A 26,987-nucleotide genomic window follows, 5' to 3' on the forward strand; every position below is an offset into this window, starting at 1 on the left:
CACCTCGGCCACAGTTGCCCCGAAAAGCCCGCAATCCCCGATTTGCGCCATTGCGCCGCCACACCGTGGCCCGAACAATCGACGTGCTGCGTGCCTTTCCGTGCGACTGTTTCGTCAGACTGTTTGCATCATCACTGTTCGGGCAAGATTGTTCGAGCAGACCGTTTGGAGGCAGGGATCATGAACGATCGGCGGTCTCTTCTGGTGGCGGTGTCGTGTCCCTCGGCCGTTCTCGCCGGCTGGCTGGCATTGTCTCTCTCCGCTTATGCGCCTGCGCTCATCGAAAACAGCGCCGCCAATGCGGCCGCCATCTCGCGCGCCAAGGATCATGCCAAGGATCTCGGCCGCATCGACCTCGCCGACGTGCCGCGCGCTGCGACCCTTGAGGACCGCTTCGCCTTGACCGCCGACATCGCAGCCACCGTCACTGCGCTGCCCGACCCTCCCGCGCCGGCAGAGGCAACGCCGGAAGAGCCCGCCTCCACCATCAAGCTTGCCTCGGCCGACCCGGCGCTGATCCTGCCGGTGGAAGCCGTGCCCGCGCCGTCGATCTTGCCTGAACCGGAGCCCGTCGTCAGCGAGGTTGCCCCCGCCCCTGTGGCGGAGCCCGTCAAGCTCGCATCCACCGATCCCACCGAGATCGTGACGACGGACACATTGTCGGCCGCGGCGATCGCGAGCGACCCCGTTGCGCCTGCGCGCAAGGCGTCACCGCCTGCCGACAACATCGCCGTGCTCGACGAATGCTTCGTCATGGAGGCCTGCATCGACCGCTACCTCTGGGCGCTCTATCAGCGCACCGCCAAGGAAGACACGATGAAGGTGCAGGAGCGGCGCGCAGTCACCATCAAGCGCAAGGGCAAGACCGTCACGGTGATGCGCAGCTTCACCAAGCTGGTCGATCAGGACTTCACCTGGAAGGATCCGCATGCGGCCGAGCGCGCCGGCATGTCGATGATGGACTACGTCATCGGCGGCATGGACAAGAGCTTCAAGCAGAAGCTGTTCCGCATGATGCTCGCGGCCGAAGCCGCCGGCCTGTCGCCGGGCATCACCAGCGCGTTCCGCGACGACTATCGCCAGTCGATCGCGAGCGGCCTGAAGGCCGCCTCCAACCGCTCCTATCACGGCGGCAGCACGCGCGGCGGCTACGGTCACGGCATGGCGGCAGACATCGTCAGCACGCAAGGCAGCAACAGGGCGCAGCGCTGGGTCTCGACCGAAATCCTGTGGAAGTGGGTCGATGCCAACGGCAAGGCGTACGGCATCGGCCGACCCTATCTCGGCCGCGATCCGCCCCATGTCGGCCCGATCGACGGCCAGGAATATATCTCGAAGCGCGGCACCTCCGACCGCAAGGACGTTGCCGGCGTTAAGCCGAAGAAGACACAGGGCCTTGCGAGCGCCAAGCCGCCGAAGGCCGACGTCGCGCGCGAGCAGAAGGGCCCGGCGGCCAAGCCGCAGAAGTCGGCGCAATCGGCCGGCAAGCGCGCGACCTGACGGTTTACGGCTTGCGCTCTGCCGTCGGCAGCGGCACCAGCCGCATCTCGGCCGAGCCGGCGTCCTGCGTGCGCACCAGCACGGCAAAGACCGTGTCGACCGCGCGCCGTACCGCCAACTCCATTGCTTCGCCCTTGGCCAGATGAGCCGCGATCAGACCGGTGAGGAGATCGCCGGTGCCGTAGGGACGGATCGGCAGGCGCGGCGTCGCAAAGCGCGACAATCGCCCATCAGTGCACAGGATCGTCTCCACCTGCCCCGCCGCCGTGTCAGCGAGGGTGCAGCCGGTGGCGACGACGTCGGTGCCTGCCCCAGCCAGCACCGCGCAGGCCGCGCTGAGGCTCTCGGCGTCGGCAATTGCGGCCCCAGAGAGCAGCTCGAGCTCGAACTGGTTCGGCGTCGTCAGGTTCGCCGTCGGCAGCAGCCGGTGGCGGAGCACGTCCAGGATGCCGTCCGCGACATAGACGCGGCCGTCGTCACCGATCACGGGATCGCAGAGATAGACGAGCTTCCCATTGCGCGTGCGCGCCCGCTCGACGAAATCGGCGATGACGGCGGCATTGCCGGGCGAGCCGAGATAGCCGGTGACGACCACCGCGGCCTCGTCGAACAGGCCGCGCTCCTCGACTCCCCTCAGGAGATCGGCAACGAGCTCGGTCTCCAGCACCCGTCCGCGCAGGCTCGGATAGCGCGGATGGTTGGACAGCAGCGTCGTCGGCACCGCAGCGACGTTCACGCCCTCCGCCTGCATGGCATAGGCGGCCGCGCTGTTGCCGACATGGCCGTGGACCACCTGGCTCTGGATGGAGATGACGAGCATGAAAGAGGTCCGTAGAGTCAAACTTCGGGCGACGCAAGCGCTGCGTCCTGTCGCGGACTCGTCATTCCCGCGTGATATTTGCGGTCGCACGTCAGCCATCCGTCGGCCCGGACACAGCCTCCGCATGACCTCCGTCTTCAACGCCTATACGGCTCTCGCCCTCGCCATCGTGTTCGAGGTCACCGCGTCGGCGTTCCTGCAGCAGTCCGCGCAGTTCACCCGTCCCTGGCCGACGCTGGCGATGGTGCTGTTCTACGTCGCCTCGTTCTACGCGCTCTCGGTGGCGATTCGGGTGATCCCGTTGAGCATCGCCTATGCGATCTGGGGCGGGGTCGGCATCATCCTGACCGCCACCGTCTCCTTCGTGCTGTTCCGTCAGATCCTGGACGCCGCAGCCTTCGTCGGCATCGCGCTGATCGTATCAGGGGTGGTGATCATCAACCTGTTCTCGGAGACCACCGTGCGTTGATGCGCGCGGTGCCGACTCTGAGCAAGAGGTCGCGCCCCACCATCACGCTGCGGACAGCTGATCGAGCTCGGACGGCGCGTAGGCCTTGCCATCCTGGTCGGTGACGACCACCCGCCACCCCTCGCTCGCCCACACTTTCGCCTTCGCCACGATGAGCAACCGGCTCTCGCGGGCGAAACTGTACTTCTCGTTGTCGCGTTCTGCGACCATCTTGTAGGCCAATTCGCATCCCCTTGCGTCGCCCTGCACCCGGCCTTGTCGTGGCAGCGGGCTTTGGCGGCAATTCGCCGGGAGCGTGGCAATTTGGTGCCATCCACGAGGCCTGTGGCCGGCCCCGTGCCGTCGCAACAGAGCCGATCTCGTTGCCTCGGATCGGCGCTAGTGCACGCGGATAATGTGCGGGCGGCCGAGATTGATCAGGCCCTGCACCGCCGAAAGGCGGTCATTGAGGGCTGCGATGGTGAGCAGCAGATTGTTGCGACGCTCATCGAGTAGTCCCATTTCTGCGCCCGACAGCTTGGTGCCCGCCCGCTCCTTGTGGATCTCCTCGAGGGATTCGCGCAGTCCGGCAATCAGGCCGGCCAGCTGCTTGGCCTCCTTGGTCATCGACCGCTTCGCGACATTTTGCTGACGGCGCGTCTCCGCTTGGTTCTGTCTCATCGTCATCCTCCGGTGCCCCGCTGCCCCGAGTGGATGCTTACAGCTTTGGATAGACATATTACGATCGATGAAATCTGCCCGCGAAGAACTTTCTTAAATTGTACGCGCACGGAACCCGATCGCGCGGGAGCGGAAAGCCCGGCACCAAGGCCGGGCTTTCGTTGCGGCTAGCCAGAGCTCGGCGGCGGAAACGCGGGCGGAACGGCCCGCGCGGCGCTTTCGGCGTCACCTCGCCGGCAGCATGAATGCGTCGAAGAACGAGGCCAGCCCGGCAAAATCGTTGAGCGGCAGCACGGTCGCGACATACTGGTCGGGCCGCACCACGACCATGCAGCCGGCTGTCCGATCGATGCCGCGCATCGTGAAGACGTCGTGGCCGCTCTTGAGATCCGGGCAGAACATCTTCTCGTAGTCGTACAAGCCGTAACGGCCTTTGCTCGGGAGCAACATCGGCGGCATCGCCTCGATGGCGAGCTCGCGATGGTCCTGCTGAAACACCGCGCGCAGATCGATCACGCTGTCGATGTCAGCCCCAACAGGCGTATATCGACGGATAGGTGACTTCCGGGATTCCGCGAGGAAATTGCACAAGGCACGAATGGCCGAGCCCGACGCTGCCGGGTTCTCATCGGGCGAGAACGCGTAGATGCGGAAGCGGCCATCGGCCCGTGCGGCATGGCCGAGATGTACCGGCTTGGCGTCCGCCAGCCGGATCACCGGCGCGGAATGGAAGCGCGTGCCGATAATGAGGCCCTGCGCGAGGTGCTGATGCGTGGCCGCGCCGGTGAGCATCGACGGCTTGTAATGCGTTGCCGTGCCCGCGGTAAAACGTCCGTGCCGGACGAAATAGTCCTGCGTTTTGGCGGCATCGGCGCCGCCGGCCTTGGCGGCGGAGGCGAGGATATCAGCCCATTCGCGATCGAAATCGATCAGCTCCTTCGCGACTGCCCGGCGCTCGGCCGAATAGGAATGCAACAGGCTTTGCGCACATTGCCTCCGCAGCACGGCGGCGAGCTTCCAGCCGAGATTGAAGGCATCCTGCATTGAAACGTTCATGCCCTGCCCGGCCTTCGGGCTGTGGGTGTGGCAGGCATCGCCGGCGATGAAGATGCGCGGCAGGCGCGTCTCGATCTCGCCCTCCGGCACGTCGTCGAACTTGTCGGTGAGGCGCTGGCCGATTTCGTAGACCGACCACCAGGCGATCTCCTTCACCTCGAGCCGATGCGGCTTCAGGACCCGCTGCGCTTTCGCAATCACGTCATCGGCGGTGATGTTGCGATTGGCAACGCGTTCGCCGACATCGAGCTTGGCGAGCTCGACATAGATGCGGACCATGTAGCCGCCTTCGCGCGGAATGATCAGCAGGCTGCCGTCCTTGGCCGACTGGATCAGCGACTTGAAGCGGATGTCCGGAAAATCGGTCACGGCCAGCACGTCCATCACGCCCCAGGCGTGGTTGGCGGAATCACCGTGCAGCTCGCGCCCGATCGACTTGCGCACCGTGCTGCGGGCGCCGTCGCAGCCGACGACGTAGCGGGCCTTGATCGCCTCGACCTTGCCCTCGTTCGCGGCATCGACGCGTTCGAGGCGCACGGTCACGGCATGATCGTCGGCACCGGCGGCCGGATCGACATTCACATCAAGCACGCGCCGGCTGTAATACGGCGCGAGCTTCGCCGGCGACTTGCGCATGACGTCGAGAAAGCAATCATGGACGCGCGCCTGGTTCAGGATGAGGTGCGGGAATTCCGACAGCCCGTCCTCGACGTCCTGCACCCGGCCGCTGCGGACGATCTTCTCCGGCGCCGCTTCATCCGGCTTCCAGAACGTGGTCTCGTTGACCCAACAGGCTTCCTTCAGCACACGCTCGCTGAAGCCATAGGCGTGGAACATCTCCATGGTGCGGCAGGCGATTCCGTCGGCCTGACCGACCAGCAGGCGGTCCGGCTTCTGCTCGACGATGCAGGTTCTGATGTCGGGGAATTGCGCGAGCTGGGCGGCGAGCGTCAGGCCGGCCGGCCCGCAGCCGACGATGAGGACATCGACCTCGCCAGGCACGGCGCCCGCCGCTCCCGATGCCTGAACGCGCGCGGCAGGATCGGCGATTTCAGGGTCGCCCGGCTGAAATCCATTGAGATGGAACTGCATGAGCACCTCTCCCGCCAAATTCTGTTTCTTATTGATCAGTATGCTGACTATCAGTATACTTGTCAATGATCCGCACCGCTCTGCCCCGGAGGAGATCTCGGTGAAAGACAACAACGACATGCCCGGACATCTGGCACGCCGCTTCCAGCAGATCTCGGTCGCGGTGTTCCTGGCCGAGGTCGAGGACGCCGGCTTCGATCTCACTCCGGTGCAATACGCCGCGCTTGCAACCATCAAGGCCAATCCGGGGCTCGATCAGGTGACGCTCGCCGGATTGATCGCCTACGATCGCACCACCATCACCGGCGTGATCGATCGCCTCGTCCAGAAGGGCCTCGCGGAGCGGCGCCCCTCCAGCCGCGACCGCCGCGCGCGTGAGCTCGAGATCACCGACGAGGGCCGCCGCACGCTGCGCAAGATCACCCCGGCCGTCGAATCCGCGCAGCGCATCATGCTGCGCGGCCTCAGCGCGAAAGAGGGTGAGGAGCTGATGCGGCTGCTGCGCAAGGCCATCGCCGCCGGCAACGAGCTCAGCCGCGCGCCGCTGCGCGATGCGCAGCTCTGATCGCGGACCATGTCCGTAATTGTCGCAGCGCACGAAACCAGGAACTAACCTTCGGCTGCTAACGTCGGCCGCATTGGGGCGCTTAACGCGCGATTAACTTTGCGGGGCGGAGTTTCGGATGTTCAGGTTCCTCGTTGTGGCCGCGGCCGTCGCGCTCTCGACCGTTCAGGCGGTCGCAGGGGGCCATGGCGGCGGCGATCCTCCTCCGCCGAAGGTCGAGGCGCCAACGGCTCCCGCGAAGGTCATCCTGACCAAGCAGGGGCCCAAGCTCGTCGATCTCAACGGCATGACGCTCTACTATTATGAGCGCGACACCACGGGAAAGACGTCGAACTGCAACGGCAAGTGCATCGAGAGCTGGGTGCCGCTCGCCGCAACGGCCGACGCCAGGGCCGTCGGCGACTTCACCGTGATCAACCGCAACGACGGCAGCAAGATGTGGGCCTACCGTTATCGCCCGCTCTACACCTCGCCCGCCGACAAGGCGCCGGGCGACGCCAACGGCAACGCCACGACGCTGCAATGGCGGGTGGCCCGGCCTGAGAACTAGAGCGTGACAACGCACCTAAATTCGAACTGACCGGCGCAGACCTCAGCCGCGCCAGCGCCCGCCCGCCGCGGCCTGCGCGCTCTGCCCCGGCGGCAGCACCACGACCATCGAATTGAGCTTCACCCGGTCGTAGAGATCGATGACGTCCTCGTTGCGCATCCGGATGCAGCCGGACGAGATCGCCTGCCCGATATATTCGGGCTGGTTGGTGCCGTGGATGCGATAGAGCGTGTCCTTGTTGCCGACATAGAGATAGATGCCCCGCGCGCCCAGCGGATTGGCGGGACCGCCGGGAACGCGCGCGGGATAGGGACCGAGTCGCGCCTGGATATCCGCGGTCGGAACCCAGTCCGGCCATTCCGCCAAGCGACCGACCCGCGCGACGCCGGAGAACGCCATGGCTTCCTCGCCGACGGCAACGCCGTAGCGGATCGCCTTGCCCTCGGGCAGCACGTAATAGAGGTAGCGCGCGTCGGTATCGACCAGGATCGTGCCCGGCTGCTCCTTGCGGTGGTAATCGACGATGTGACGCAGATATTGCTGGGGCACGTTCGCCTTGGCGTAAGGCGCGTGCGCGAGCAACTGACGGTCGCGCGGCGTCATGCTCGCATCCGTCGATGGCGAAAGTGTCGTCTGCATGCAGCCGCCCAGCGGCAGCAAGGCTGCGACGAACAAAACGAGTAGAGATCTTGGCACCGCCGGCCCCCCGATAGCGGAATAACGACGCCCCCGCCGTCACCAGATATTGCCAAAATCGTGCTGAAAACAAGGCGGTGCAGGAACACATGCGCGTGTTCGGCAAATTGGGTTCCATCACCACAAAGGGCGGAAGAGTGTCGCATCATCTCCATCCCCTCGCCTTGCTTTGGTCAAACCCGGCTGGACTCGTGCGACATGGGGACCGGGTATGGCCTCACCTCGGATCAGCCCCGCGCCAATGCGGATGCCTTAACCTCGAACACTGGGCTTCAAAGGAGCTGCGATGCTCGCGACGCTGAACGCCAAGCAAATCGTCGATGAGATCGTGAAAGACACGGTCAAGGACAACGATCCTCACGACGCGGTCCAGATCTCGCCCGAGATCGTGCGGGCCTCGCGCCCCGCCAGCGTGTCGCCTGCGCTGGCGCCAGAGATCGCGCCGCGTCCGGAGCCCAGGTTTGCCCCGGAACCCAAGTTTGCCCCGCAGCCCAAGGTCACGCCGAAGTTCACTCTGGAGCCGGCGCGCGCGCCCGAGCCAAGCATCAACGTCGTCTACGGAAAATCCACTGCGGCACCGTCGATCGACACCGCTGTCCGCGTCACGTCCAGCGATGGTCCCGTGATGAAGAAGCGGTCCTCGGTCGGCAAGTGGCTGCGCGGGGCGTTCGTCACGTTCCTGCTTGCCGGCGCCAGCGTGGCCGCCAGCATCGCCTGGGAGAAGCACGGCGACACAGCAAAGCAGTTACTGGCCGAATGGACGCCGGTGCTGACCTCGCTGCTCCCGACGACCTCGTTGTTGTCTGCGACACCGCAGCAAAGCGCGCCGGTCGCCGCCGCCCAGGCTGCGCCGCCCGCAGCGGAAGCCACGCCCAACCAAACCGCAGATCAAGCTGCGACGCCGCCCGCGGCTCAGCTAGCTGCGACTGCGCCCGCGGCACCACAGTCGGTCGACGCGGCGCAATCGGTGCAATCGATGACACGCGATCTCGCCGCCATGGCGCAGCAGATCGAGCAGCTCAAGGCCAACATCGCCGAGTTGAAAGCCGGACAGGAGCAGATGGCGCGTGAGATGGCGAGGCCTCCCGCACCGAAGCCGGCCACCGAGGCGAGGCCGCCGGTCGATCCGCGCCCACGCGCAGCCGCGCTCCCGCCGCAGCCTGCGGCGGCGCCGGTTCGCAAGCCCAAGCCGCCTGTAACGCGGACCTACACGCCGGCCTCTTCGCCCGCACCGCTCGCGCCTCCGCCGCCGCTATCGCAGGCCGCCGCCGCCACGCCGCCGGCTGCGCCGACCACGACGACGCAAGCCGTTGCTGATGACGACGGACCTATCGTGCGTCCGCCGATGCCGCTGCGCTAGAGCATGATCCGAACCCGAAGGGCCGCGTAAGCGCAAAGTGCGCAGCGGTTTTCCGAAACGATCATGCTCAAACAACAACAACCAGAAGCGCGATGACGATTCATCCTGATCGCATCGCGCTTTAGAGCAACGACGCAGCCTTGCTGTCACGCGCTCACGCACGCTGTCCGAGTCGATGTGAAGCGTTAACTCCGGGCGATTACGGTGAGCGACGTCTCGCTCAAGAGAAAAGGCCGTCGGGATCTATGCCGGCGGCCTTCTCTTGCAGCTGCCGGTTCCCGGAGCCCGGTTCTGCTGCAATTCCATGCCTAATGATCGCGCGGGTATATTTAATAAATTCTTAACGAGCCCACACGTTGCACATCATTTCTGCGCCATAAGCCCAGAGATTGCGCGCTCTGTTCATTCGATAGATGTCGACTCAGTGGTACCATCCGACATGTGTTGAGACTTGCACTGAAGCTCAGATCGTCACACCGGGGAATTCGGATGCCCTACTATTCTTTCGATCTCGTGGTTGGTGGTGAGTTCAAGAACCAGGGTGGAATCATCCTCGAAGACATCGAGGTTGCCTCCGATCGCGCCGACCAATTGGCTTGCGAGCTGTCGCAGGTGAAGCCCGAACTACAGCAGAAAGGTTGCGCGGTGCGCGTCACCGATCGCGATCACAACGAGGTCTATCGCACGCCGCTCGATCCGGTGCCGGCCTGGCAGCGCTAGGCTAATCCAGCACCGGCGCCTCGAACCAGTTCGTCAGCGACAATCCGCCGTCGACGACGAAGGCTGCGCCGGTGACATAAGCGGACAGCTTGTTCGACAGCACCGTGAGAGCCATCGGGGCGAGATCCCCGGCCTCGCCGAGGCGCCCGAGCGGAATATGCCGCGCCAGCGCGGGATCGGCGACGAACCCGCCGGCTGCGACCGCGCCGGGGACCAGCGCGTTGACGCGAATGTCGTAACGCCCGAGCGTCTTCGCGAGCTCCTTCACCAGCATCGCCACGGCGGCCTTTGCCGTCGAGTAATGCGCCAGGTTGCGCGGCGTGCCTGCGTGCAGCGACGTCAGAAACAGGAACGAGCCCGGCCGCTTCGCCGCGATCAGCCGTTTGGCGAGCTCGCGCGCCAGGTGAAAGCCGGCATCGAGATTGACGGCATGCATCTCCTGCCAGGTGCTGCGATCGACCGCGAGCACATGATCGGCCTCGCGCCGCGGCGGCGAGGCGCTGTGGACGAAATGCGTGACCTCGCCGAGCGCGGAATGTGCGGCCGACAGCAGCTCATCGCAGGCCTCGAGGCTGGCAAGATTGCCGACCCAGGGCACGGCGAGACCTGGCCTCTCGCTCGCGCCGATCGCGGCACGCACCCGCTCCGCGCTGACATCCGCGAACACGGTGCGGACGCCCTCGCCGACCAGGCCGAGCGCGATCGCGCGGCCGATGCCGTTGCCTGCGCCGGTGACGAGCGCGGTGTCGCGTGTGGGATCGAACGGCGTGCTGAACAGGCTCATATCGCGCTCCGATGCTGGGGAGCGCAGGTTAGCCTACTGGGCCGATCGGCGACAATTGTGTCCCGATCCCATTGCCGAGCGGCGCGCCGGACGCTAGCCTCTCGATAAAATGGAGGAGGTCCCAGGGATGCGCACCGGTTTTCTGATGACGGGCCTGTTGCTGTTGGCCGCGCCGGCCCTCGCGGGCGATGCGCCGCCGCGATCGACCTATGTGACGATGGTCTTGCAGGCCTTCGCCGCCAAGGTCGAGTGCCCCAACACCGATCTCGCCTATCAGGACCTCGTGCAGAGGGCGCAGCAGATGCACCTACCCGACGGCACCACCGAGAAGGTGCGCAAGGCGATCGCCTGGCTGCATACCGGCGGCAAGATGGGCGAGAAGCAGGACGATGACCTGATGGCGGAGGTCGCGATCGCGACCCAGGCGACCGACATGGACCAGCGCCGCCTCGGCATGTCCGGCTGGTGCGAAGCCCAGAAGACCAATCTCGCCGGCCTGATCCGCAGCAAGGGTGGCTAGCGCGCCGCCCCGTTAAGCACGCCGCGACGGAACCTCTGCCGCGGCCCAAAATCGTCATAATTTTTCACAGCATGCGGCCTCTTTCCGAATTCGAACAGGAGGTCCTCATGCGGAGTATCCATTTCGTTTTCGCCGGCGCGATTGCAGCCGCCGCGGTGTTGACTGCGCCCGCACTGGCGAGAAATTCCGACGCCCAGAAGGGCGGGGAAAAGTCCACCTCGCCGTCCTGCAGTGCCTATCAGCAGGCGCCGGACGGCTCGTGGGAACCGCTGCCCTGCAAGGAATCGGGCGAGCGCGCGCAGCCGCAGACACAGAACCGCAATTCGTCCCAAGGCGGCGATCGCGGCGAGCGTTGAAGGGGCTCGCGCCTTCGGATGTCAGCTCTGATGCGGGCCGCGCATGATCTTCATGGCGTCCACGATGTGACGCCATTCCCTGGCCTCATCGGCCTCGCCGCGGCCCTCGCAGGCCTGAGCCTGCTCAGCGGCCTTCGCGATCGCAGCAAAGCCGTGCTGTTCGAGCATCTGCCGGGCAAGTGTATGGACCTGGACCTCGGACATCATGGGCGCTCTCCCGTCTGACCAGCCGCGGTGCAACGCTGCCGCGGGTGGTTCACAACGGTCGAGGCGCGGGGCGCGTTCCGTCCAATCGATGTGAGCGGCAAGACAAGGGCGGCCCGCCATGCCCGGCGGACCGCCTTCTCACCCACCCCAAAACGGGAGTCTGCGGGCCGCGTCCCCTACGCGACCGCCACCTTCTTGCCCTCGAAATCGTTGGGCACCTCGATGTCGACCTCGAGGGTCGAGACCTCGTCGCCGCGTTCGAGCCGGACGATGACCTTGGTCGGGTCCAGCGTCACATGTTTGGACACGACAGCGAGAATTTCCTCACGCAGCACACCGAGCAGATCGGGCTGGCCGCGCATTCCACGTTCATGGGCAAGCAGGATCTGCAGCCGTTCGCGCGCGACGGGTGCTGTGGCCTTCTTGCCGCGGAGGAGTCGAAGCAGACCCATGCTCATGCAGCCCTCCGTCGCAGCAGCCGGTCCATAAATCCTCTGCGCTCGGCAGGAACGTGCATTGTCACGTTCTCGCCGCAGAGGCGCTTAGCGGCGTCCATATAGGCTCGTGCCGGCGCTCCATCGGCATTCGACAGAGTCACAGGCGTGCCGACGTTGGAGGCCTTCAACACGTCCTGGCTCTCGGGGATGATGCCGAGCAAGGGCGTGGCAAGGATCTCCAGGATGTCGTCGATGGTCAACATCTCGCCGCGCGCGGCGCGTGAGGGATCGTAGCGAGTGATGAGAATATGCTTCTCGACGCGCTCGCCCTTCTCGGCCCGCACCGTCTTGGAATCGAGCATGCCGATGATGCGGTCGGAATCGCGCACCGAGGAGACTTCCGGATTGGTGACGATCACGGCCTCGTCAGCAAAGCGCATCGCCATGGAAGCGCCGCGCTCGATGCCGGCCGGGCTGTCGCAGATCACCCAGTCGAACCGGCTGCGCAACTCGGTAATGACCTTGCCGACGCCCTCCTCCGTCAGCGCGTCCTTGTCGCGGGTTTGGGACGCCGGCAGCAGCCACAAATTCTCCAGCCGCTTGTCCTTGATCAGCGCCTGCGGGAGTTTGGCGACGCCCTGCACCACGTTGATGAGATCGAACACGACGCGGCGTTCGGCGCCCATCACGAGGTCGAGGTTGCGCAGGCCGACGTCGAAATCGACGACGACCACCTTGTCGCCGCGCTGCGCCAAGGCAGCTCCCAGCGCGGCGGTGGTCGTGGTCTTACCGACCCCGCCCTTGCCTGATGTCACGACCAGTACCTTACTCATCTGAAATGTCTCCTTTGCTGGTCAGTTCAGTGCTGTAATTCGCATGGTATTCCCCTGCAGCCAGGCCTGCGCCGGCTTGCCGCGCAGGGCCTCGTCGATGTCCTCGGCGGTCTGATAAAATCCGTCGATTGCAAGCAGTTCGGCTTCGATCTTCTGGCAATAGATGCGCGCGCTGGTGTGTCCATTGACGCCCGCCATGGCGCGGCCGCGCAGCGCGCCGTAGACATGGATGGAGCCGCCGGCGACGACCTCGGCGCCCGAGCCGACCGAGCCGAGAATGGTGACGTCGCCTTCCGGGAAGATCACGGTCTGGCCCGAGCGCACGGGGTTTTCAAGCAGCAGCGACGTCGGCTTGGTCTCGACCTTCGCTTCGGCCTTCTTCGGCGCGCTCGGCTCGACCACGCAGCTGCGTCCGCCCGACAGCAGCGGCGGCATCATCGGCGTCAGCCTTCCCTCCTCCACGCCCTCGATGCCGAGCACGCGGATGTTGCGGTCCTGCAGGCTGGTGAGCAGATGGCCGATGCCGGCCTGGCTGAGATCGACCGAGGACAGGTCGATCACCACCGGCCGGCCGGCGAAAAAGCCGGGCGAGCGCGCAATCGTGGCGTCGATCTCGTGCAGCCAGTCCTGCACGGGAACCGTCGGCGTGAACACGAAAGCCACATAGGAGCGCCCGCGCAGGCGCACCATCTGACGTTGGACCTTTGCTGCAGCCTCCATGGCGGCCGACTCGTTCCCTGTTATTGAATGGTTAACGATGCGGCCGATATGGTTAATGGCTGGTTAATGTCTCCGTGGGGTTACGTGAGTGGATGCGCGGTCCCGTAGCCTGGATGGAGCCAACGGTCGGCGCGAAAGCGCCGCCCGTTTGTGCAATCCGGGTCTCGCGCATCACCCGGCACTCTCCCGGATTGCGCTGCGCTCCATCCGGGCTACGAAGCTGGGCGCGGCGTAAACACCGCGCCCTCGCCTCTTCCGCTCAGGTCTTGCTGCGCGTCTTGCTGAGCAGATAGTTGTCGTAGAAATTCTCCGCGATCTGCGTATAGAACAGCACCTCCTTCATATACGCGTCGTGGCTCTCCTTGGTCCGCTTGAACAGGTCGCTCTTGGCGGCGAGCTCGTTCAGATGGTCCTGGGTCGCGTTGTAGCAGGCCTCCAGCACCGGTTGCGGGAACGCCTTCAGCTCGGTGCCGTTCGCAATCAGCCGCTTTAGCGCACCGGGGTTCACGCTGTCGTATTTCTCGAGCATCCACGCACCGGCCGCCGCGCCCGCCTGGTTGACGATCGCCTGATATTGCTTAGGCAGCGAATTCCATTTCTCGTCGTTGACGATCATGTGCAACATGGCACCGCCTTCCCACCAGCCGGGGAAGTAGTAGTATTTGGCGACCTTGTAGAAGCCGAGCTTCTCGTCGTCATAAGGACCGACGAATTCGACCGCGTCGATCGTGCCCTTCTCCAGCGCCGGATAGATATCGCCTCCCGCGATCTGCTGCGGGACGACCCCGAGCTTTGCCAGCACATGGCCACCCATGCCGGCGATGCGGAATTTCAGGCCCTTGAGGTCGTCGACGGACTTGATCTCCTTGCGGAACCAGCCGCCCATCTGGGTGCCGGAATTGCCGCAGAGGATGGCGTGCGCCTTGAAGGGTTTGAGCGCTTCGTTGGTGAGGTCGGCGCCGCCCCCGAAGTGCCACCATGATTCCTGATGCCGATGGTTCATGCCGAAGGGCGCGCCGGTGGCATAGGCCAGCGCCGGCTCCTTGCCGATGTAAAAATAGAGCGGCGTCTGCGCCATCTCCACTGATGCGGTGCTGACCGCATCGAGCGCCTGCAGGCCGGGCACGAGCTCGCCCGCCGAGAAGGTCTGGATCTGGAATTTGTTGTCGGTGGCCTCGGCGACATATTTCGCGAAGGTCTGCGCCGTGCCGTAAATGGTGTCGAGCGATTTCGGGAAGCTCGACGTCAGGCGCCATTTGATCTCGGGCATGCTCTGCGCGATCGCAGGGGCCGCAACCAGCGTGGTCGCGCCGGCGACCGCACCACCTTGGAGGAATGTACGGCGTTTCATGATGGGTCTCCCTTGAACTCAGCGTCGAATGGATGGCCTGGGCCACGGTTTCTTGGCGAACCGTTTGCCCGTTCCGGGAGCGGAGTTCAAGCGACGGAAAAGAAAGGTCGGGCCTGCACCGGATACCGTGGACCAGCTGGACCCAGCATGTCGCGGCGGACCCGCCCGCTCGGCCCGGCCTCGCCTCAGGCGGCCGCTGCTTCCTCGTACAGGCCGGCGATGAAATCGCTGAACGTCGGTGCTAGCGGCAGGACATAGCCCCATTGATCGGACATCGCCTGCGCCAGTGTCCAGGGCTTTTCGTATTCGGCCATCTCGTGGTCCATGAACCAGATCTCGCCGAAATGGGCCTTGTCGATCGTCATGCAGATCGGATTGCCGCCGTGGTCGCTCATGATCCACAACAGCTCATCGACAGTCGGCCATTGCGGCGTCTGGCGCGTCTGCACCAGCGAGCACTCGTCGGACCGCAATCCCAGGACCTCCTGCACCGAACCCGCCCAGTCCCCATGCGGCCAGCTGAAGTCGGCGCCCCCCTGATGATAGCCGCCGGCGCAGGCCAGCAGGAAGCGGCGATAGTCGTCCGGCAAGCGACAGCCGATGGACGTCTCGAAGGCGGTGAGCGCGGCTTCGGTTGGTTGCTCCGCGCCAACGTCGATGCCTGCAATGAATTCTGCCAATTTCATATTCCCTCTCCCTGGCGCGGACGCGCAAGCCTTCGTCGCACCCGCCTTGCAGTGGGTTCGAGGGCGACGGATCAGGCCAGAGGGAGAGATTCTCTCAGAGCAGCTTGGCGCTGACGAACAGCGCGCGCACGGCGTTGGTTGCCTGCACCGCCAGCATGGCGTTACCGGCGGCGCCTTCCAGGGCCGCGACGGCGTCCTCGTGCAGCGATCGAAATTCCATCCACTCGACCGATTTGAAGTTGGTTAGGAATTGATAGGCCTGACCGACGGTCGCGATCGCCAGCGTGTCGCCGTTCAGCTTGATCTTGAACGTCGTGCGCAGCGGGGTCTCGGAATTGGATGGATCGCTCATGTGCTGCTTCTGGACGAGGACGGCTTAACGAAGGGGAAACGGCAGCCCCGCCGTCGCAGGCGAATATCAGGAATCGGTGCTCGCGCGCTGCGAGGCGGTCGCCGCGCCGCGCAGACTCGGCACCACGACCAGGCGGTTGAACTCGCCATTGTCGTAGGCCTTGATGAACCGATCATAGTCCTTGATCGAGACGCAGCCGTTGGAATCGCCGCGCGGCCCGAGCAGGTAATTGTGCGTGAGCAGCCCGACGCGGCCGAGCGCGCTGGTGCCTTCGACCGGGGTCATGCGCAGCGCACGGACGCCGTGGAACGGCTTTTCGCGCGGCTTCAGATCGTAGATCGCCGGCGGCGTCGCGCCGACCATCCGCCGGTCGACATGGTCGGGATTGTCCATCAGGGCGCCCAGGCCGGAATGGGCTTCCAGCGCCACGCCGCTCGGCAGATAGACCGCCTTGGCCGAGATGTCATAGACCGCGGTGCGCGAATCGTAGCCGAGCGCGGCGAGGTCCGGCCCCCTGCCGAGCAGGCCGTCGCCGGGCGTCAGCGAGGCCAGCTTGATCTTGTCGGTGAATTTTTCGAAGAAATTGCGGTTGTCGACCCTGAGATTGGTGTCCGCATAGGCCTGGCTGGATGCGATCTGAGCGGAGAAGTCCGCCTGGACCGGACGCGCGCGCGGCATGGGGATGGCGTCGGCGCGCTGCGAGCGCCTCGCCTCCTCGGTCATGTACCGGTCGTCCTCGGTCAGGATCGAGCGCCAGTCGTCGCCCTGGAGCTTCTGGGCCAGCATCGCCTTGGCATCCCGCAGCTTGAGCTGGGCTGCATTCACCGCGGAGCGCTCCAGCACCCGCAGACCAAGCTCGCGCGGCGACGGGCCGGCCGAGGCCGAGGCGAAACGGTCCTCGAATGAGGGGGCATTGGCCGGCGGCAACGCCGCGGAGACCAGCGGGGTCGAATCGCTGATATCGGCGACCCACGCGGCGGCGCCGAGCGCCAGCGCCATCGCGGCCACAGACAGCAGAATCGTTTCAGCCCGCCCGACACGGCGGCGCGACAACAGCCTCTCGGCGTGTGCTGCGTCGGAAACCATCAGATCCCCAAATCGACCCCCGGGGGCTTACCCACCCCCACCCGGAGAGACTCTATACCAGCTACCACATTGGGAGCCAAAAGTTAGGCATAATCGGGGCCGCCAAGGCCCTCCAAAGGTATCCCCTAAGGTATCCAATGACCGATCCGTTCGATCTCGATCGCTTTGTCCAGGCCCAGGACCCGGTCTATGGCGACATCTTGGGCGAGCTGGCTAGGGGCCGGAAGCAGACTCACTGGATGTGGTTCATCTTCCCCCAGGTCGCAGGTCTCGGCGCCAGCGCCATGTCGCAGCGATATGCCATCGGCTCCCGCGCGGAGGCCGAGGCCTATCTCGTCCACCCTATCCTGGGCGGCCGGCTGATCGAATGCACCAAGCTGGTGCTCGCGGTCGAGGGCCGGACCATCAACGCGATCCTCGGCGCGCCGGATGACGCCAAATTCCGCTCGTCGATGACGCTGTTCGGCGCGGTCTCCGACGAGCCCGTCTTCGATCAGGCGCTCGCCCGATATTTCGCAGGCGAACGCGATGGCGCCACGCTGGATATCCTCGAAAGGCTCGATCAGGCCCGGCATTAGCAGGCGCCGATCAACGTCCTTGGAAGACGGCCGCGCGACGCTCGATGAAGGATTGGATGCCCTCCTTGGCGTCGGCACTGCCGAGCACACGATCGCGAATTTTCGGGATGTAGGCAATCGCAGCCGCTTCGCCAGCTTCGACATAGTTCGCCGCCGCTTCCTTGGTCACCTGGATGCCGAGTGGCGCATTGCGCGCGATCATGGCGGCGAGCGTCATCGCCCGCTCGATCTGCTCGCCTGCAGGCACGACCTCCTGGACGAGACCGATCGCATGCGCGCGCTGCGCCGAAAACTCGTCGCAGAGGAACAGATGATACATCGCATCGCCCCAGCCGGCCCGCGACAGGAAGCGGAAATGCGCGCCGCCCAGCGGTGCGATGCCGCGCCTCGCCTCCATCTGGCAGAAACGTGCATCGTCGGCCGCAACCACGATGTCACCGGCGAGCATCAGCTCGATGCCGATGGTGTAGACGATACCCTGCACGGCCGTCACGATCGGCTTGCGGCAGCGCTTGTTGAGCCCGAACGGGTCGACATTGCCGTCCTTGGTGTTGCGCTTCTCCGCGGTGGGACCGAAGAATTTGGGCATATCGAGACCTGCAGTGAAATCCCCGCCCTCGGCGCAGACCACGCCGACGCGATAGGCCTCGTTGTGGTGCAATTCGGTGAGTGCATCGGACATTGCTCCATCATCGCAGGCGTGAACGCGTTCTTCTTCGCGGCGTTGGCGATGATGATTTTGAGGACGTGGCCGTGCACCTCGGTGCCGATCTGACCTTCGCTCATGTGCTCGTCTCCCGATTGTTGGTGTTGGCAGCAAGTCAGGCCGGCTGCTGAAGCGCCGCGCGGATCGCCTCGATCCGGGCCGGCGTGAACACGCCGGAATCCAGCAGCTGAAGGATCGAGAGCACCCCGCCGCGCGATCCCCAGCTTCCCTCATCGATGATCTCGAAATTGACCCACCAGGTCGGCGACGGCGCCGGCATGCCGCAGGCCTCCGCAAGCCGCGCCAGCACGTTGCGGATCACCTCGGCGCGCACCTCCGCCGGCCAGGCCGCGTTCATGACGGCGATGTTGACGGTGATGATGTCGCGCGGCTTGTCCTGGTCGCACAGCAACCGGCCGCCGATCGCCATGCTGTCGGACCGGAAGGTCGTGGAAATGCACCTGAAACCCCATTCGGACCGCCGGCGCCCTCTGGCCGACCTCGGGCTCGAGCACGGCGTCGGTCAGGGCTTTCCGCAAGCTGCCGGCGCTGCGGCAGGCCGAGCCGTCCGGCCGGTGCGGTGACGGTAATGATGGTCAAATCGGCACCTCTCCACGAATATGACACTCGTCATATCTCAGCACGGCTTGCCTATGTCAAGTGTCATAGTCTAGATGGAGATGGCCAATTGCAGGATTCCCGATGACTGCCACCACACGCGACAGGATGATCGCCGGCGCCGCCGACCTGATGAGCCGCCGCGGCGTCAACGCCACCAGCATGCGCGACGTGGTCCGCCACACAGCGACGCCGCGCGGCTCGATCAGCCACCACTTCCCCGACGGCAAGCCGCAATTGATCGCCGAAGCCGTGACCTTCGCCGGCCGGCAGGTATCCATTCCTCTGGAGAAAGCCATGAACGAACGCGGCGTGATCGGCGGCCTCAAGGCTTTTGTCGCATCATGGCACCGCCAGTTGGAGGCAACCGGCTTCGAGGCCGGCTGCCCTGTGCTCGCCGTGGCGGTCGATCGCTATGTCGGTGAGCCCAGCGACAAGGACGACGCGGCCGCGCAGCAGCACCTGCTCGACCTCGCCGACGGCGTGTTCGCCGATTGGCGGCGGATCATGCAAGCAGCCTTGTTGCGCGAAGGACTGGCTGCCGAGCGCGCCGAGCGGCTTGCAACGCTTGTCGTCGCCTCGATCGAAGGCACGGTCGCGATGTGCCGCGCCAGCCGCAGCGCCGACGCGCTCGATCAGGTCCAGGAGGAATTGGAGATCGTCCTCGCAGCCGCCCTCGCCCGCACAAGCAAATAGATTGGAGACGCGCAATGGACTTGTCCCGACAACGCGAACTCGCCCGTCAGCTCGCCGATTTGCGTCGCGAGGGCCGGCAACAGAGCGGCCTCGACGAACGGCTGGTCCCACCGGATGCGGACACGGCGTACCAAGTCGCGCAGATGGTGGAAGAAGAACTCGGCTGGGATGTCGTCGGCTGGAAGATCGCGGGCATGAAGTCGGGGCTCCAGCGTCAGCTTCGCATCTCCGCGCCGATCTATGGGCGGGTGTTCGCGCCCCTGATCAAGAGCTCGCCCGCTAGCGTCGAGCATGCCAGACAATGCAGCCCGATCCCCGAAGTCGAGTTCCAGGCGCGTCTCGGCGCCGATCTGCCACCGCGCGCGAAGCCCTATACGGTGGACGAGGTCGGCGACGCCGTCGTCTCGTTGCATCCCGGCATCGAGCTCGCGGAGTGCCGCTTCATTCACGATGCGGCGTTTCCACCGATGCCGGCGATCATGGCCGACGGCTCCGGATCAGGAACGATCGTGCTCGGAGAGCCCATCGCCGACTGGCGCAGCCGCGACGTCGCCACTCAGGATGTCGTCCTCAATTGCAACGGCATCGAGAGGCGCCGCGGCTCCGCTGCAGAGGCGATTGACCATCCGCTGGTGCCGCTGGCCTGGCTTGCCAACGAGCTGTCGCGGACCGGCATCGGTCTCAAGGCCGGCCAGACGATCAGCACGGGCACGCTGACCGGTATGCTCCGGCCCAAGGCTGGCGAGACCTACGTTGCCGATTTTGGTCCGCTGGGATCGGTCAGCGCGACCTACAGCTGAGCCGGCCAGGGAGCGTAAACCGCAGATTAACATGGCCGCCCTATCGTCCGGGCAAAATACTTCTCCGTTATTTGCCGGACAGATCATGAAAATCGGTACGCTCCTGACCAGCGCCATCGTCTCGCTCTCGACCGTCGGCGGCGGCCTCGCCGTCTACGTCGCCGCGACGAAGTACCAGACCATGGAACGGATCACTGAAGCGCAGGGGCGGCTCGCAATCGTCCGTGCGGTCAGCGACATCCCGCGCTATCTCAATCCGGAGCGCGGCTTTTCCACCAACATCCTTTACGGACCCGCGGCCATCGACCCTGCGCTGCTGGCCGAGCAGGACAAGCTGCGCAAGCAGACCGACCGCGCCCGCGACAAGATGAATGCACTGCGCAAGGAGCTGCCCGGCCCGTTCGACGACGGCACCACGATCGGCAGCAACATCGACGGCATCAACGCGAAGTTCACCGCGTTGCGCGAGGCCATCGACAAGGCGCTGGCGGGTCCCGCCGAGGCGCGCAAAGACGCGGCCAAGAAGATCGTCGCCGACAATGCCGTGCTCAACGGCGGCGTGACTGCGCTGCTCAACGAGCAGGTCCGCCGCATGGCGATCCTGAACGGTGACGCCTACCGGCAGGCCAGCTACGCCAATGTCGCGATGACACTGCGCGACGTCGGCGGCTTCAACTCCAGCCTGCACAAGAATCTCCTCGGCGGAAAGAAGCCGGCGACCGACGCCGAGAAGGCCGACATTGCCCGCTCGCAGGGCCGCAACGATCAGGTCGTGATGTCGCTGCAGGAATTGCGCGGCAATCCAACAACGCCGGCGAACGTCGCGGAGGCCCTGGAGAAGTTCAACGCGATCTATGTCGAGGAGTTCGGCCGCGAGCTCAAGCTGGTGAAGGACGGCGCGATCACCGGCAAGTACGAACACGACATGGACACCTATTACGCCGCCACGCAGCGCGGCCTCGGCACCATCATCGGCGTCCGCGACGCCTTCTACGACAACGCCGAGCAGATTCTCGCCGGCGCTTCGTCGGCCGCGCACACCAGCTTCACGATCGCGCTCGTCGGCCTTGTCGCCGTGCTGATCGCCAGCGCCGGCCTCATCGTGACGGTTCGCCGCCGCGTCTGCGCGCCGATCGTCGGCCTGACGACGCGCATGTCGCGGCTCGCCGACGGCGAGGTTGCGGAGAGCATTCCGGGCGCCGAGCGCTCCGACGAGATCGGCGCGATGGCCGCGGCCGTTCAGGTGTTCAAGGACAACATGATCCGCGCCGATCGGCTCGCGGCCGAGAAGCAGGCCGAGAACGACGGCAAGATGCGCCGCGCCCAGGCGCTCGACGATCTCACCCGCGCCTTCGAGGCCAAGGTGACCGAGCTGGTCGGCGGCCTGTCGCGGGCCTCTGCTGCAATGGAAAGCACCGCACAGTCGATGACCTCGACGGCGGCGCAGACCAACAGCCAGGCCGCCGTGGTCGCCGCCGCCTCCGAACAGACCTCGACCAACGTGCAGACGGTCGCGAGCGCCACCGAAGAGCTGACCTCCTCGATCGCGGAGATCGGGCGTCAGGTCGCCCAAAGCACCGAGATCGCGGCCCGTGCCGTCGACAATGCCCGCCGCACCGGCGACACCGCGCGGACGCTCGCCGAAGGCGCCCAGAAGATCGGCGACGTCGTGACGCTGATCCAGAGCATCGCCGAGCAGACCAACCTGCTTGCGCTAAATGCAACCATCGAAGCCGCCCGTGCCGGCGAGGCCGGCCGCGGCTTTGCCGTGGTCGCCTCCGAAGTGAAGTCGCTGGCCGGGCAGACCGCCAAGGCCACGACCGAGATCTCCGAGCAGATCACCGCGATCCAGACCGCGAGCGACGAGACGGTGGCGGCAATCCGCAACGTCGCCGACGTCATCGCCGAGATCGACCAGATCGGCACCGCCATCGCCGCGGCGATCGAGGAACAGGGCTCGGCGACCAAGGAGATCGCCCGCAGCGTTCAGGAGGCTGCCCGCGGCACCCAGGAGGTCAACAGCAACATCTCCGGCGTGCAGCGCGCCGCCGACGACACCGGCGCCGCGGCAAGAGAGGTGCTGGGCGCGGCCGAGCAGCTCTCGACCCAGTCGCGCGATCTCGCCGGCCAGTTCGAGCGCTTCCTCGGTGAGGTCCGGGCGGCGTAGCACGCGAAGTCGTAGCCCGGATGGAGCGCAGCGCAATCCGGGACAGTGCCGTTGACGCGCGAGACCCTGGATTACGCTGTCGCTCCATCCAGGCTACGCGACCTCAATACGGCGGCGCCTTGCGCGCGCGCTGCGCTTTCGCCGCCTCGATCCACCAGGTCAGATCGTCGGCGAAGCGCGGGAACGAGCGCTCCAGGGCCTTGCCGCCGTCGCCGATCGGCTCGCCGGCTTCCGACAGCGTCTGCGCGATCGGGCCGACACCGATGGTGCTCGATACCACCACCATGCCCATCTCCGAGAGGGTGCCGTGCCAGGCGGTCGCTGCGCGCGCGCCGGACAGCCGGCCGGCCGAATAGCTCACGATCGCGGCCGGGCGCCAGAACCATTCCTCCAGGAAATGATCGGTGAGGTTCTTCAGCCCGGGCTGGATGCCCCAATTGTACTCGCCGGTGACGAAGACGAATCCGTCGGCGCCGCGGATCTGCCCGGCCAGCTTCTCCAGCGCCTCCGGCGCCGAGCCCTTGGGATGTTCCTTGTACATGCGGTCCAGCATCGGCAGCCCGATCGCCTTGGCGTCGATGAATTCGACGTCCTCGCCGCGATCGCGCAGCCGGTTGATGACGAAATTCGCAAGGCGGATGCCCATGCGGTCGGAACGGTAAGAACCGTAGAGAACGAGAATGCGATTGCTCATGGCCGGACGGTAGCACGAAACCGGCGTCCAGCCCTACCCGATTTGTCGCACTACCTTCCGCGACCACGGCCCAGTGTTTGCGACGGCGTCTCGCCGAACTGGTCACGGTAACTTCTTGAGAAATCGCTGAGATGCCAGAAGCCATACGCCAGCGCGACCGCCTTGACGCTATCGGCCCCGGCGAGAAGGCGCCGACGCACCAGCCACAGCCGATGCAGACGCAAATAGCGGTGCAGGCTCATGCCGCGATAGCGGCGCACGACGTCGTGCATGGTCCGAACGGACAGCCCCAGCTTGCGCGCGATCTCGTCGCTATAAATCGGCTCCGACAGGTCGTCAGACAGCAGCGCGCGGATATCCTGGAAGATCCTGAGATTCCGTCCGTCGTTGGGTGCAAAGGTCCAGCGGGCCGGAACGATCGTCGCAAAGGCCTCGTCAACGGCTCCGAGCAGGGACTCCTTCATCGCCGCGCCCTTCAACAAGAGCTCCGGTGCCGAAATCGGGCCGGCCGCCTCGGCCAGCACCTCCCTAACCACGCCGCGCAATCGCTGCAAGCCGGCCGTGGAGATCTCAAAAATCTTGAAGCTCGAGAGCGTGGACGGCCAGCCACGATCCCTCACCTCCGGCCGGAAAACCACCGAGGCGATTTGCCGCTGCACCTCCTCGACGGTGGTGTAGGCCGCCCCACCGTTGCCGATGACCACGACGGGTCGCGCCCGCTGCGAGCCGTTGAAGCGAATTGGCACATTGAGATCGTCTATCGTGAAGCCGATCGCCGTGCAATTCTCCACGAGTTGTGCGTCAACCACCCGCGGAAACGCGCGCGTCAAATTCACGTCGCAGCCCGGTAGGGCCAGGATCGTCTGCTCAGCCGAAATCTTCCGCACAAAAGGGGTGAATTCGAAATTCAGCCCGCGTATAGCGCTTCGAAATTCGTCGACGTCTGAAAAACGAAATGTTTTGAGTGCCGACCTCGGCACATCGTCAATGCTGTTCATGGAAATATGAGAAATGCCGCGCCGCTCTGAATGTGCGTCCGGCCGCGGGGTGCCGTTCGCTGCCTCCTTCGGTTATTTCGTTAGAATCGATCCTAACGTGCCCTGATCAATTGGAGACGGGCCGGTTGAAAGAACAATCCGGGACAACCCTGTCTCGCCGAATTTCGATAGCGTTTCCTGCGATTGAGGCGGTGCGCCAATACCGAAGCCGTTGCCATTTAAGATTCAAATTAACGCCTTTGCGGCGGAATAACCGTCGTTTGATTGTGCAATTTATTTCATTTCAGGCTCCTGCCATGACGGCAAATTCGCCTGCCGACAATCTGGCCGAATTGGAGAACGCGGTCGCAACGTGTCCGCTGGACCGGTGCGCCCGCATTCTCTTCGGCCTTTTGCAACTGCTCACAAGCAGCCGCGGTCGATCCCAGGAATTGCTCGCCGGTGTGGTCGACGGCGTCCTGGTGCGACTGATCGAGCGGGTTGAGGCCAGCGCGCTGATCGATGTCAGCGCGGCGCTCGCAGAGCTCAAGGCGGCTCCGCCGGACACCGTGCGACGTCTCGCCTCGCACCGCGACCCGGAAGTCGCCTGCCCCGTTTTGCTCCGCTCGCGGTCGCTGTCCACGGCCGATCTCACACTGATCGCAGCCGCGAGCGGCGTACGGCAGCAATGTGCCATCGCCGGCCGCGCGCCGATCGATCCACGGGTGATGGAGACGCTGATCAAGGGTGGCACTTCCAGCGTTTGTCTTGCGCTGATCGGCAACAGCGAGGCAAGATTCTCCGAAGCCGCTTACGTTGCGCTGGTTGAGAAGTGCCTGGTGGATGACGAACTCACCAAGGCACTGGCGCTCAGGCCCGACACGCCCGACACAGTCATGCGGAAGTTGCTGTCGGCCTCACCGGCGCCGAAATCCGGCATCGGCCTGAACGCCACCGTCTCGCTTCAAGCCGCAACGGCCGCACCCATCGTCACCAAGCTACCCTCCGCGGCGGCCTATGCGATCGCGCGACCGGAGATCGTTGCACTCAGCCGCATCGGCAAGCTGAACGATTCCACGGTGAACCGCTTCGCCATCCGCGGCGAGACCGCCAACCTCATCACCGCGCTGTCGGTGCTTTCAGGCGCTCCCATCGAGATCGTCGAGCATGTCATGACCGACGAGGATTGCGAGGCTCTCGTCATGGCCTGCCGCGCCTCGCGGCTGAACTGGCAGACCACGCTCGCCATCCTGAGCAACCGCAGCGGCACACGGCTTACTTTCGCCGAGCGCGAACGCGCGCAGCACATTTTCGAGACGCTGCTGCTGTCGACCAGCCAGTGGACGGTGCGATGGGGCGAAATTGCCGCAAACGCCAAGGAGTGCGGCCGGGGACATCGCGACGCAAAAAAGATGGGGGTTAGCCGATGAAGTTCGACGGTCGCAAAGCCTTTCGCGTGAAAATGGACCACAGGCAGCCGGTCAATCTCATGGGATCCGACGGCACCTGGCGGCGCAGCTGCGTCCTGCTCGACGTCTCGCAGACGGGCGCGAAGGTCGAGGTCGAGGGCACGCTGGACGTGCTCCAGGCCAAGGAATTCTTCATGCTGCTGTCGTCGACGGGCCTGGCCTACCGGCGCTGCGAGCTGGTCTGGATCGACGGCACCACCGCTGGCATCCACTTCGTCACCGCACAAAGCAAGAAGAAGCAGGCGATTGCGCCGGCTGCCGCAGCGCAGAGCTCCGATCAGGCCAAATAGACCGAGAATTCGACCCATCGATTGGAGCCCGCGCTATTCCGGGGCATATCCGTGCAGAACGCGCAAACCACACTCAAACCCACCAGCCTTGGCGGCGTCGCGGTCGCTGCAGCGCCGCGCCCATTCGTTCATGTGCTGGCCGACACGTCCGACAAGCTGGCCGGTGTGTGCTCGCTCCTCGAGCAACGCTTCGCCGTCGCGGGCGAGCGGCTGGACGCCGAGGCCAAGCTGTCAGAGGTGCCGTCCGCCATCGTCATTCGCGCCGAGCTTCGCGATGTCGACAATATCGCGGCGATCAAGAAACGGGCGGGCAAGCTCGCAAAGGCGAAGAAGCGGATTTTCCTGCTGGAGCACACCTCGCATGTCGCCGTTTCGCAGGCCTATGCGCTTGGAGCGACACTGGTCCTTCCGGGCACCATCAACCGGGCGAGGCTGCTGGCGGCGCTGTCCGATCCGCCTGATCCGCTCTCGGCCGCGTCGCGCGAGAGCGCGCAGGCCGACACTGCCGTCGAGACCGCCGCGACCGCGATCGCATCCATGTTTACCTCCGTCACCCTGGGCCAGCCGCTTGACGTCAACGCCACCAAGGAAGCGGGGCGCCAGATCGCCGATCGCATCACCCGGCATGGCCTGACGGAGTGGCTCATGACGGTGCGGCGGCACCACGAAGGAACCTATCAGCATTGCCTGCTCGTCACCGGTGTCGCCATCGACTTCGGTCTGAGCCTTGGCGTCGGCAGGGCCGACCTGGAACGTCTCTACTCGGCGGCCATGTTCCATGACATCGGCAAGGCGCAGATTCCGCTCGCCATCCTCGACAAGCCGGGCCGCCTCGATGCCGCCGAGCGCGCGCTGATCGAAACGCATCCCGCCGCCGGCTATACGTTTCTCAAGGACCATGACGGGATCTCGCCGGAGATTCTCGATGCCGTCCGCCATCATCACGAGTACCTCGACGGGAGCGGCTATCCCGATGCGCTCTGCGCCGAGAGCATTGGCGATATCGTCAGGATTCTAACGATCTCGGACATCTTCGCAGCCCTGATCGAGCACCGGCACTACAAGCCGACCATGCCGCGCGCGGAGGCCTACGACGTTCTGTGCGAGATGACAGGCAAGCTGGAGAAGGCGCTAGTCCGCGCGTTCAAGCAGGTCGCGCTCACGCGGTGAGC

The 26,987-nt window shown here is 65.2% G+C and carries 33 protein-coding genes; 15 read left to right on the top strand and 18 right to left on the bottom strand.

Features of this window, described 5'->3' with window-relative positions; genetic code table 11:
• Positions 1–180: 180 nt before the first annotated feature.
• Positions 181–1,500: a hypothetical protein gene (locus tag I6F16_RS01860; protein ID WP_225113948.1), complete on the top strand. Its 1,320-nt coding sequence runs from the start codon at positions 181–183 to the stop codon at positions 1,498–1,500.
• Between the two features lie 4 nt (positions 1,501–1,504).
• Here I6F16_RS01860 and pdxY read toward each other — a convergent pair whose 3' ends face one another.
• Positions 1,505–2,320, bottom strand: a complete 816-nt coding sequence (pdxY, locus tag I6F16_RS01865) for a pyridoxal kinase (RefSeq protein WP_225113947.1) — start codon at positions 2,318–2,320, stop codon at positions 1,505–1,507.
• A 124-nt stretch (positions 2,321–2,444) separates the two neighbouring features.
• Between pdxY and I6F16_RS01870 the strand changes: the two genes are divergently transcribed.
• Positions 2,445–2,789, top strand: a complete 345-nt coding sequence (locus I6F16_RS01870; protein ID WP_036000232.1) for a multidrug efflux SMR transporter — start codon at positions 2,445–2,447, stop codon at positions 2,787–2,789.
• A 42-nt stretch (positions 2,790–2,831) separates the two neighbouring features.
• Here the strand turns inward: I6F16_RS01870 and I6F16_RS01875 are convergent, their stop codons facing one another.
• The 3 genes from I6F16_RS01875 to I6F16_RS01885 form a co-directional block, all read right to left on the bottom strand.
• A complete protein-coding gene (locus I6F16_RS01875) occupies positions 2,832–3,038 on the bottom strand; it encodes a hypothetical protein (protein ID WP_036000235.1) in 207 nt (68 codons plus the stop codon).
• 129 nt (positions 3,039–3,167) lie between these two features.
• Positions 3,168–3,449 carry a hypothetical protein gene (locus I6F16_RS01880; protein WP_036000293.1) on the bottom strand — a complete coding sequence of 94 codons (282 nt, stop codon included), beginning with the start codon at positions 3,447–3,449 and terminating at the stop codon, positions 3,168–3,170.
• Between the two features lie 225 nt (positions 3,450–3,674).
• Positions 3,675–5,597, bottom strand: a complete 1,923-nt coding sequence (locus I6F16_RS01885; protein ID WP_225113945.1) for an FAD-binding monooxygenase — start codon at positions 5,595–5,597, stop codon at positions 3,675–3,677.
• 100 nt (positions 5,598–5,697) lie between these two features.
• On the opposite strand from I6F16_RS01885, the gene I6F16_RS01890 reads away from it, so the two are divergent.
• A complete protein-coding gene (locus tag I6F16_RS01890; RefSeq protein ID WP_036000241.1) occupies positions 5,698–6,162 on the top strand; it encodes a MarR family transcriptional regulator in 465 nt (154 codons plus the stop codon).
• Positions 6,163–6,280: 118 nt separating this feature from the next.
• The gene (locus I6F16_RS01895; RefSeq protein WP_036000243.1) at positions 6,281–6,712 is read left to right on the top strand and encodes a hypothetical protein; all 432 of its coding nucleotides are present in this window, start codon (positions 6,281–6,283) and stop codon (positions 6,710–6,712) included.
• Between the two features lie 42 nt (positions 6,713–6,754).
• Here the strand turns inward: I6F16_RS01895 and I6F16_RS01900 are convergent, their stop codons facing one another.
• A complete protein-coding gene (locus I6F16_RS01900; RefSeq protein WP_167361659.1) occupies positions 6,755–7,351 on the bottom strand; it encodes a L,D-transpeptidase in 597 nt (198 codons plus the stop codon).
• 343 nt (positions 7,352–7,694) lie between these two features.
• Here I6F16_RS01900 and I6F16_RS01905 point away from each other — a divergent pair, with 343 nt between their 5' ends.
• Together I6F16_RS01905 and I6F16_RS01910 are read left to right on the top strand one after the other, a co-directional pair.
• Positions 7,695–8,768, top strand: a complete 1,074-nt coding sequence (locus tag I6F16_RS01905) for a hypothetical protein (RefSeq protein WP_225173403.1) — start codon at positions 7,695–7,697, stop codon at positions 8,766–8,768.
• A gap of 489 nt (positions 8,769–9,257) precedes the next feature.
• Positions 9,258–9,488, top strand: a complete 231-nt coding sequence (locus tag I6F16_RS01910) for a hypothetical protein (RefSeq protein WP_057029028.1) — start codon at positions 9,258–9,260, stop codon at positions 9,486–9,488.
• Position 9,489: 1 nt separating this feature from the next.
• On the opposite strand, the gene I6F16_RS01915 is transcribed toward I6F16_RS01910, so the two are convergent.
• Positions 9,490–10,272, bottom strand: coding sequence for an SDR family oxidoreductase (locus tag I6F16_RS01915; RefSeq protein ID WP_225173404.1), 783 nt, complete (start codon positions 10,270–10,272; stop codon positions 9,490–9,492).
• Positions 10,273–10,399: 127 nt separating this feature from the next.
• Here I6F16_RS01915 and I6F16_RS01920 point away from each other — a divergent pair, with 127 nt between their 5' ends.
• Both I6F16_RS01920 and I6F16_RS01925 read left to right on the top strand, forming a co-directional pair.
• On the top strand, positions 10,400–10,792 hold the full coding sequence (locus I6F16_RS01920; RefSeq protein ID WP_036000295.1) for a hypothetical protein: 393 nt from the start codon (positions 10,400–10,402) through the stop codon (positions 10,790–10,792).
• A 107-nt stretch (positions 10,793–10,899) separates the two neighbouring features.
• Positions 10,900–11,148 (top strand): hypothetical protein, encoded by a 249-nt coding sequence (locus I6F16_RS01925; protein ID WP_057029327.1) that lies wholly within the window; start codon positions 10,900–10,902, stop codon positions 11,146–11,148.
• Between the two features lie 21 nt (positions 11,149–11,169).
• Here I6F16_RS01925 and I6F16_RS01930 read toward each other — a convergent pair whose 3' ends face one another.
• The 8 genes from I6F16_RS01930 to I6F16_RS01965 all read right to left on the bottom strand — a co-directional run bounded on the left by I6F16_RS01930 (position 11,170) and on the right by I6F16_RS01965 (position 16,751).
• Positions 11,170–11,355 (bottom strand): hypothetical protein, encoded by a 186-nt coding sequence (locus I6F16_RS01930; RefSeq protein WP_036000257.1) that lies wholly within the window; start codon positions 11,353–11,355, stop codon positions 11,170–11,172.
• Positions 11,356–11,531: 176 nt separating this feature from the next.
• The gene (minE, locus tag I6F16_RS01935) at positions 11,532–11,813 is read right to left on the bottom strand and encodes a cell division topological specificity factor MinE (protein WP_036033781.1); all 282 of its coding nucleotides are present in this window, start codon (positions 11,811–11,813) and stop codon (positions 11,532–11,534) included.
• Positions 11,810–12,625: a septum site-determining protein MinD gene (gene minD, locus I6F16_RS01940; RefSeq protein WP_036000262.1), complete on the bottom strand. Its 816-nt coding sequence runs from the start codon at positions 12,623–12,625 to the stop codon at positions 11,810–11,812. Before minD ends, minE begins: the two co-directional genes overlap by 4 nt.
• Before the next feature lie 21 nt (positions 12,626–12,646).
• The gene (minC, locus tag I6F16_RS01945) at positions 12,647–13,345 is read right to left on the bottom strand and encodes a septum site-determining protein MinC (protein ID WP_036022835.1); all 699 of its coding nucleotides are present in this window, start codon (positions 13,343–13,345) and stop codon (positions 12,647–12,649) included.
• Between the two features lie 259 nt (positions 13,346–13,604).
• A complete protein-coding gene (locus I6F16_RS01950; RefSeq protein ID WP_057029026.1) occupies positions 13,605–14,696 on the bottom strand; it encodes a substrate-binding domain-containing protein in 1,092 nt (363 codons plus the stop codon).
• A gap of 185 nt (positions 14,697–14,881) precedes the next feature.
• Complete coding sequence (locus tag I6F16_RS01955) at positions 14,882–15,382, bottom strand: SMI1/KNR4 family protein (protein WP_225173405.1); 501 nt, start codon at positions 15,380–15,382, stop codon at positions 14,882–14,884.
• A 94-nt stretch (positions 15,383–15,476) separates the two neighbouring features.
• On the bottom strand, positions 15,477–15,734 hold the full coding sequence (locus tag I6F16_RS01960; RefSeq protein WP_036000273.1) for a hypothetical protein: 258 nt from the start codon (positions 15,732–15,734) through the stop codon (positions 15,477–15,479).
• Between the two features lie 66 nt (positions 15,735–15,800).
• Positions 15,801–16,751 carry a DUF2778 domain-containing protein gene (locus I6F16_RS01965; protein ID WP_036000297.1) on the bottom strand — a complete coding sequence of 317 codons (951 nt, stop codon included), beginning with the start codon at positions 16,749–16,751 and terminating at the stop codon, positions 15,801–15,803.
• A 206-nt stretch (positions 16,752–16,957) separates the two neighbouring features.
• Between I6F16_RS01965 and I6F16_RS01970 the strand changes: the two genes are divergently transcribed.
• Entirely contained in the window at positions 16,958–17,398 is a 441-nt protein-coding gene (locus I6F16_RS01970) for a DUF1810 domain-containing protein (RefSeq protein ID WP_225173406.1), read from the top strand.
• Positions 17,399–17,408: 10 nt separating this feature from the next.
• On the opposite strand, the gene I6F16_RS01975 is transcribed toward I6F16_RS01970, so the two are convergent.
• Positions 17,409–18,080, bottom strand: a complete 672-nt coding sequence (locus I6F16_RS01975) for a crotonase/enoyl-CoA hydratase family protein (protein WP_225187077.1) — start codon at positions 18,078–18,080, stop codon at positions 17,409–17,411.
• A gap of 139 nt (positions 18,081–18,219) precedes the next feature.
• Complete coding sequence (locus I6F16_RS01980; RefSeq protein WP_225173408.1) at positions 18,220–18,534, bottom strand: hypothetical protein; 315 nt, start codon at positions 18,532–18,534, stop codon at positions 18,220–18,222.
• Between the two features lie 296 nt (positions 18,535–18,830).
• Between I6F16_RS01980 and I6F16_RS01985 the strand changes: the two genes are divergently transcribed.
• From I6F16_RS01985 to I6F16_RS01995, 3 genes are all read left to right on the top strand, one after another.
• Positions 18,831–19,418, top strand: a complete 588-nt coding sequence (locus I6F16_RS01985; RefSeq protein WP_225173409.1) for a helix-turn-helix domain-containing protein — start codon at positions 18,831–18,833, stop codon at positions 19,416–19,418.
• Positions 19,419–19,432: 14 nt separating this feature from the next.
• On the top strand, positions 19,433–20,218 hold the full coding sequence (locus I6F16_RS01990; RefSeq protein ID WP_225128566.1) for a fumarylacetoacetate hydrolase family protein: 786 nt from the start codon (positions 19,433–19,435) through the stop codon (positions 20,216–20,218).
• Positions 20,219–20,303: 85 nt separating this feature from the next.
• The gene (locus I6F16_RS01995; RefSeq protein WP_225173410.1) at positions 20,304–22,385 is read left to right on the top strand and encodes a HAMP domain-containing methyl-accepting chemotaxis protein; all 2,082 of its coding nucleotides are present in this window, start codon (positions 20,304–20,306) and stop codon (positions 22,383–22,385) included.
• 103 nt (positions 22,386–22,488) lie between these two features.
• Here the strand turns inward: I6F16_RS01995 and I6F16_RS02000 are convergent, their stop codons facing one another.
• Entirely contained in the window at positions 22,489–23,079 is a 591-nt protein-coding gene (locus I6F16_RS02000) for an NAD(P)H-dependent oxidoreductase (RefSeq protein ID WP_225125624.1), read from the bottom strand.
• A gap of 50 nt (positions 23,080–23,129) precedes the next feature.
• A complete protein-coding gene (locus tag I6F16_RS02005) occupies positions 23,130–24,077 on the bottom strand; it encodes an AraC family transcriptional regulator (RefSeq protein WP_225141708.1) in 948 nt (315 codons plus the stop codon).
• A 296-nt stretch (positions 24,078–24,373) separates the two neighbouring features.
• Here I6F16_RS02005 and I6F16_RS02010 point away from each other — a divergent pair, with 296 nt between their 5' ends.
• Genes I6F16_RS02010 through I6F16_RS02020 form a run of 3 tightly spaced genes read left to right on the top strand, consistent with a single transcriptional unit; the run spans position 24,374 to position 26,985 of the window.
• Positions 24,374–25,486: a DUF2336 domain-containing protein gene (locus I6F16_RS02010; protein ID WP_225173513.1), complete on the top strand. Its 1,113-nt coding sequence runs from the start codon at positions 24,374–24,376 to the stop codon at positions 25,484–25,486.
• Positions 25,483–25,815, top strand: coding sequence for a PilZ domain-containing protein (locus I6F16_RS02015; protein ID WP_036000311.1), 333 nt, complete (start codon positions 25,483–25,485; stop codon positions 25,813–25,815). Before I6F16_RS02010 ends, I6F16_RS02015 begins: the two co-directional genes overlap by 4 nt.
• A gap of 51 nt (positions 25,816–25,866) precedes the next feature.
• Positions 25,867–26,985: an HD domain-containing phosphohydrolase gene (locus tag I6F16_RS02020; protein WP_225114112.1), complete on the top strand. Its 1,119-nt coding sequence runs from the start codon at positions 25,867–25,869 to the stop codon at positions 26,983–26,985.
• Positions 26,986–26,987 lie beyond the last annotated feature (2 nt).

Origin of the sequence: Bradyrhizobium sp. IC4060 (genome assembly GCF_020193715.1) — a bacterium.
GTDB classification, from domain to species: domain Bacteria; phylum Pseudomonadota; class Alphaproteobacteria; order Rhizobiales; family Xanthobacteraceae; genus Bradyrhizobium; species Bradyrhizobium yuanmingense.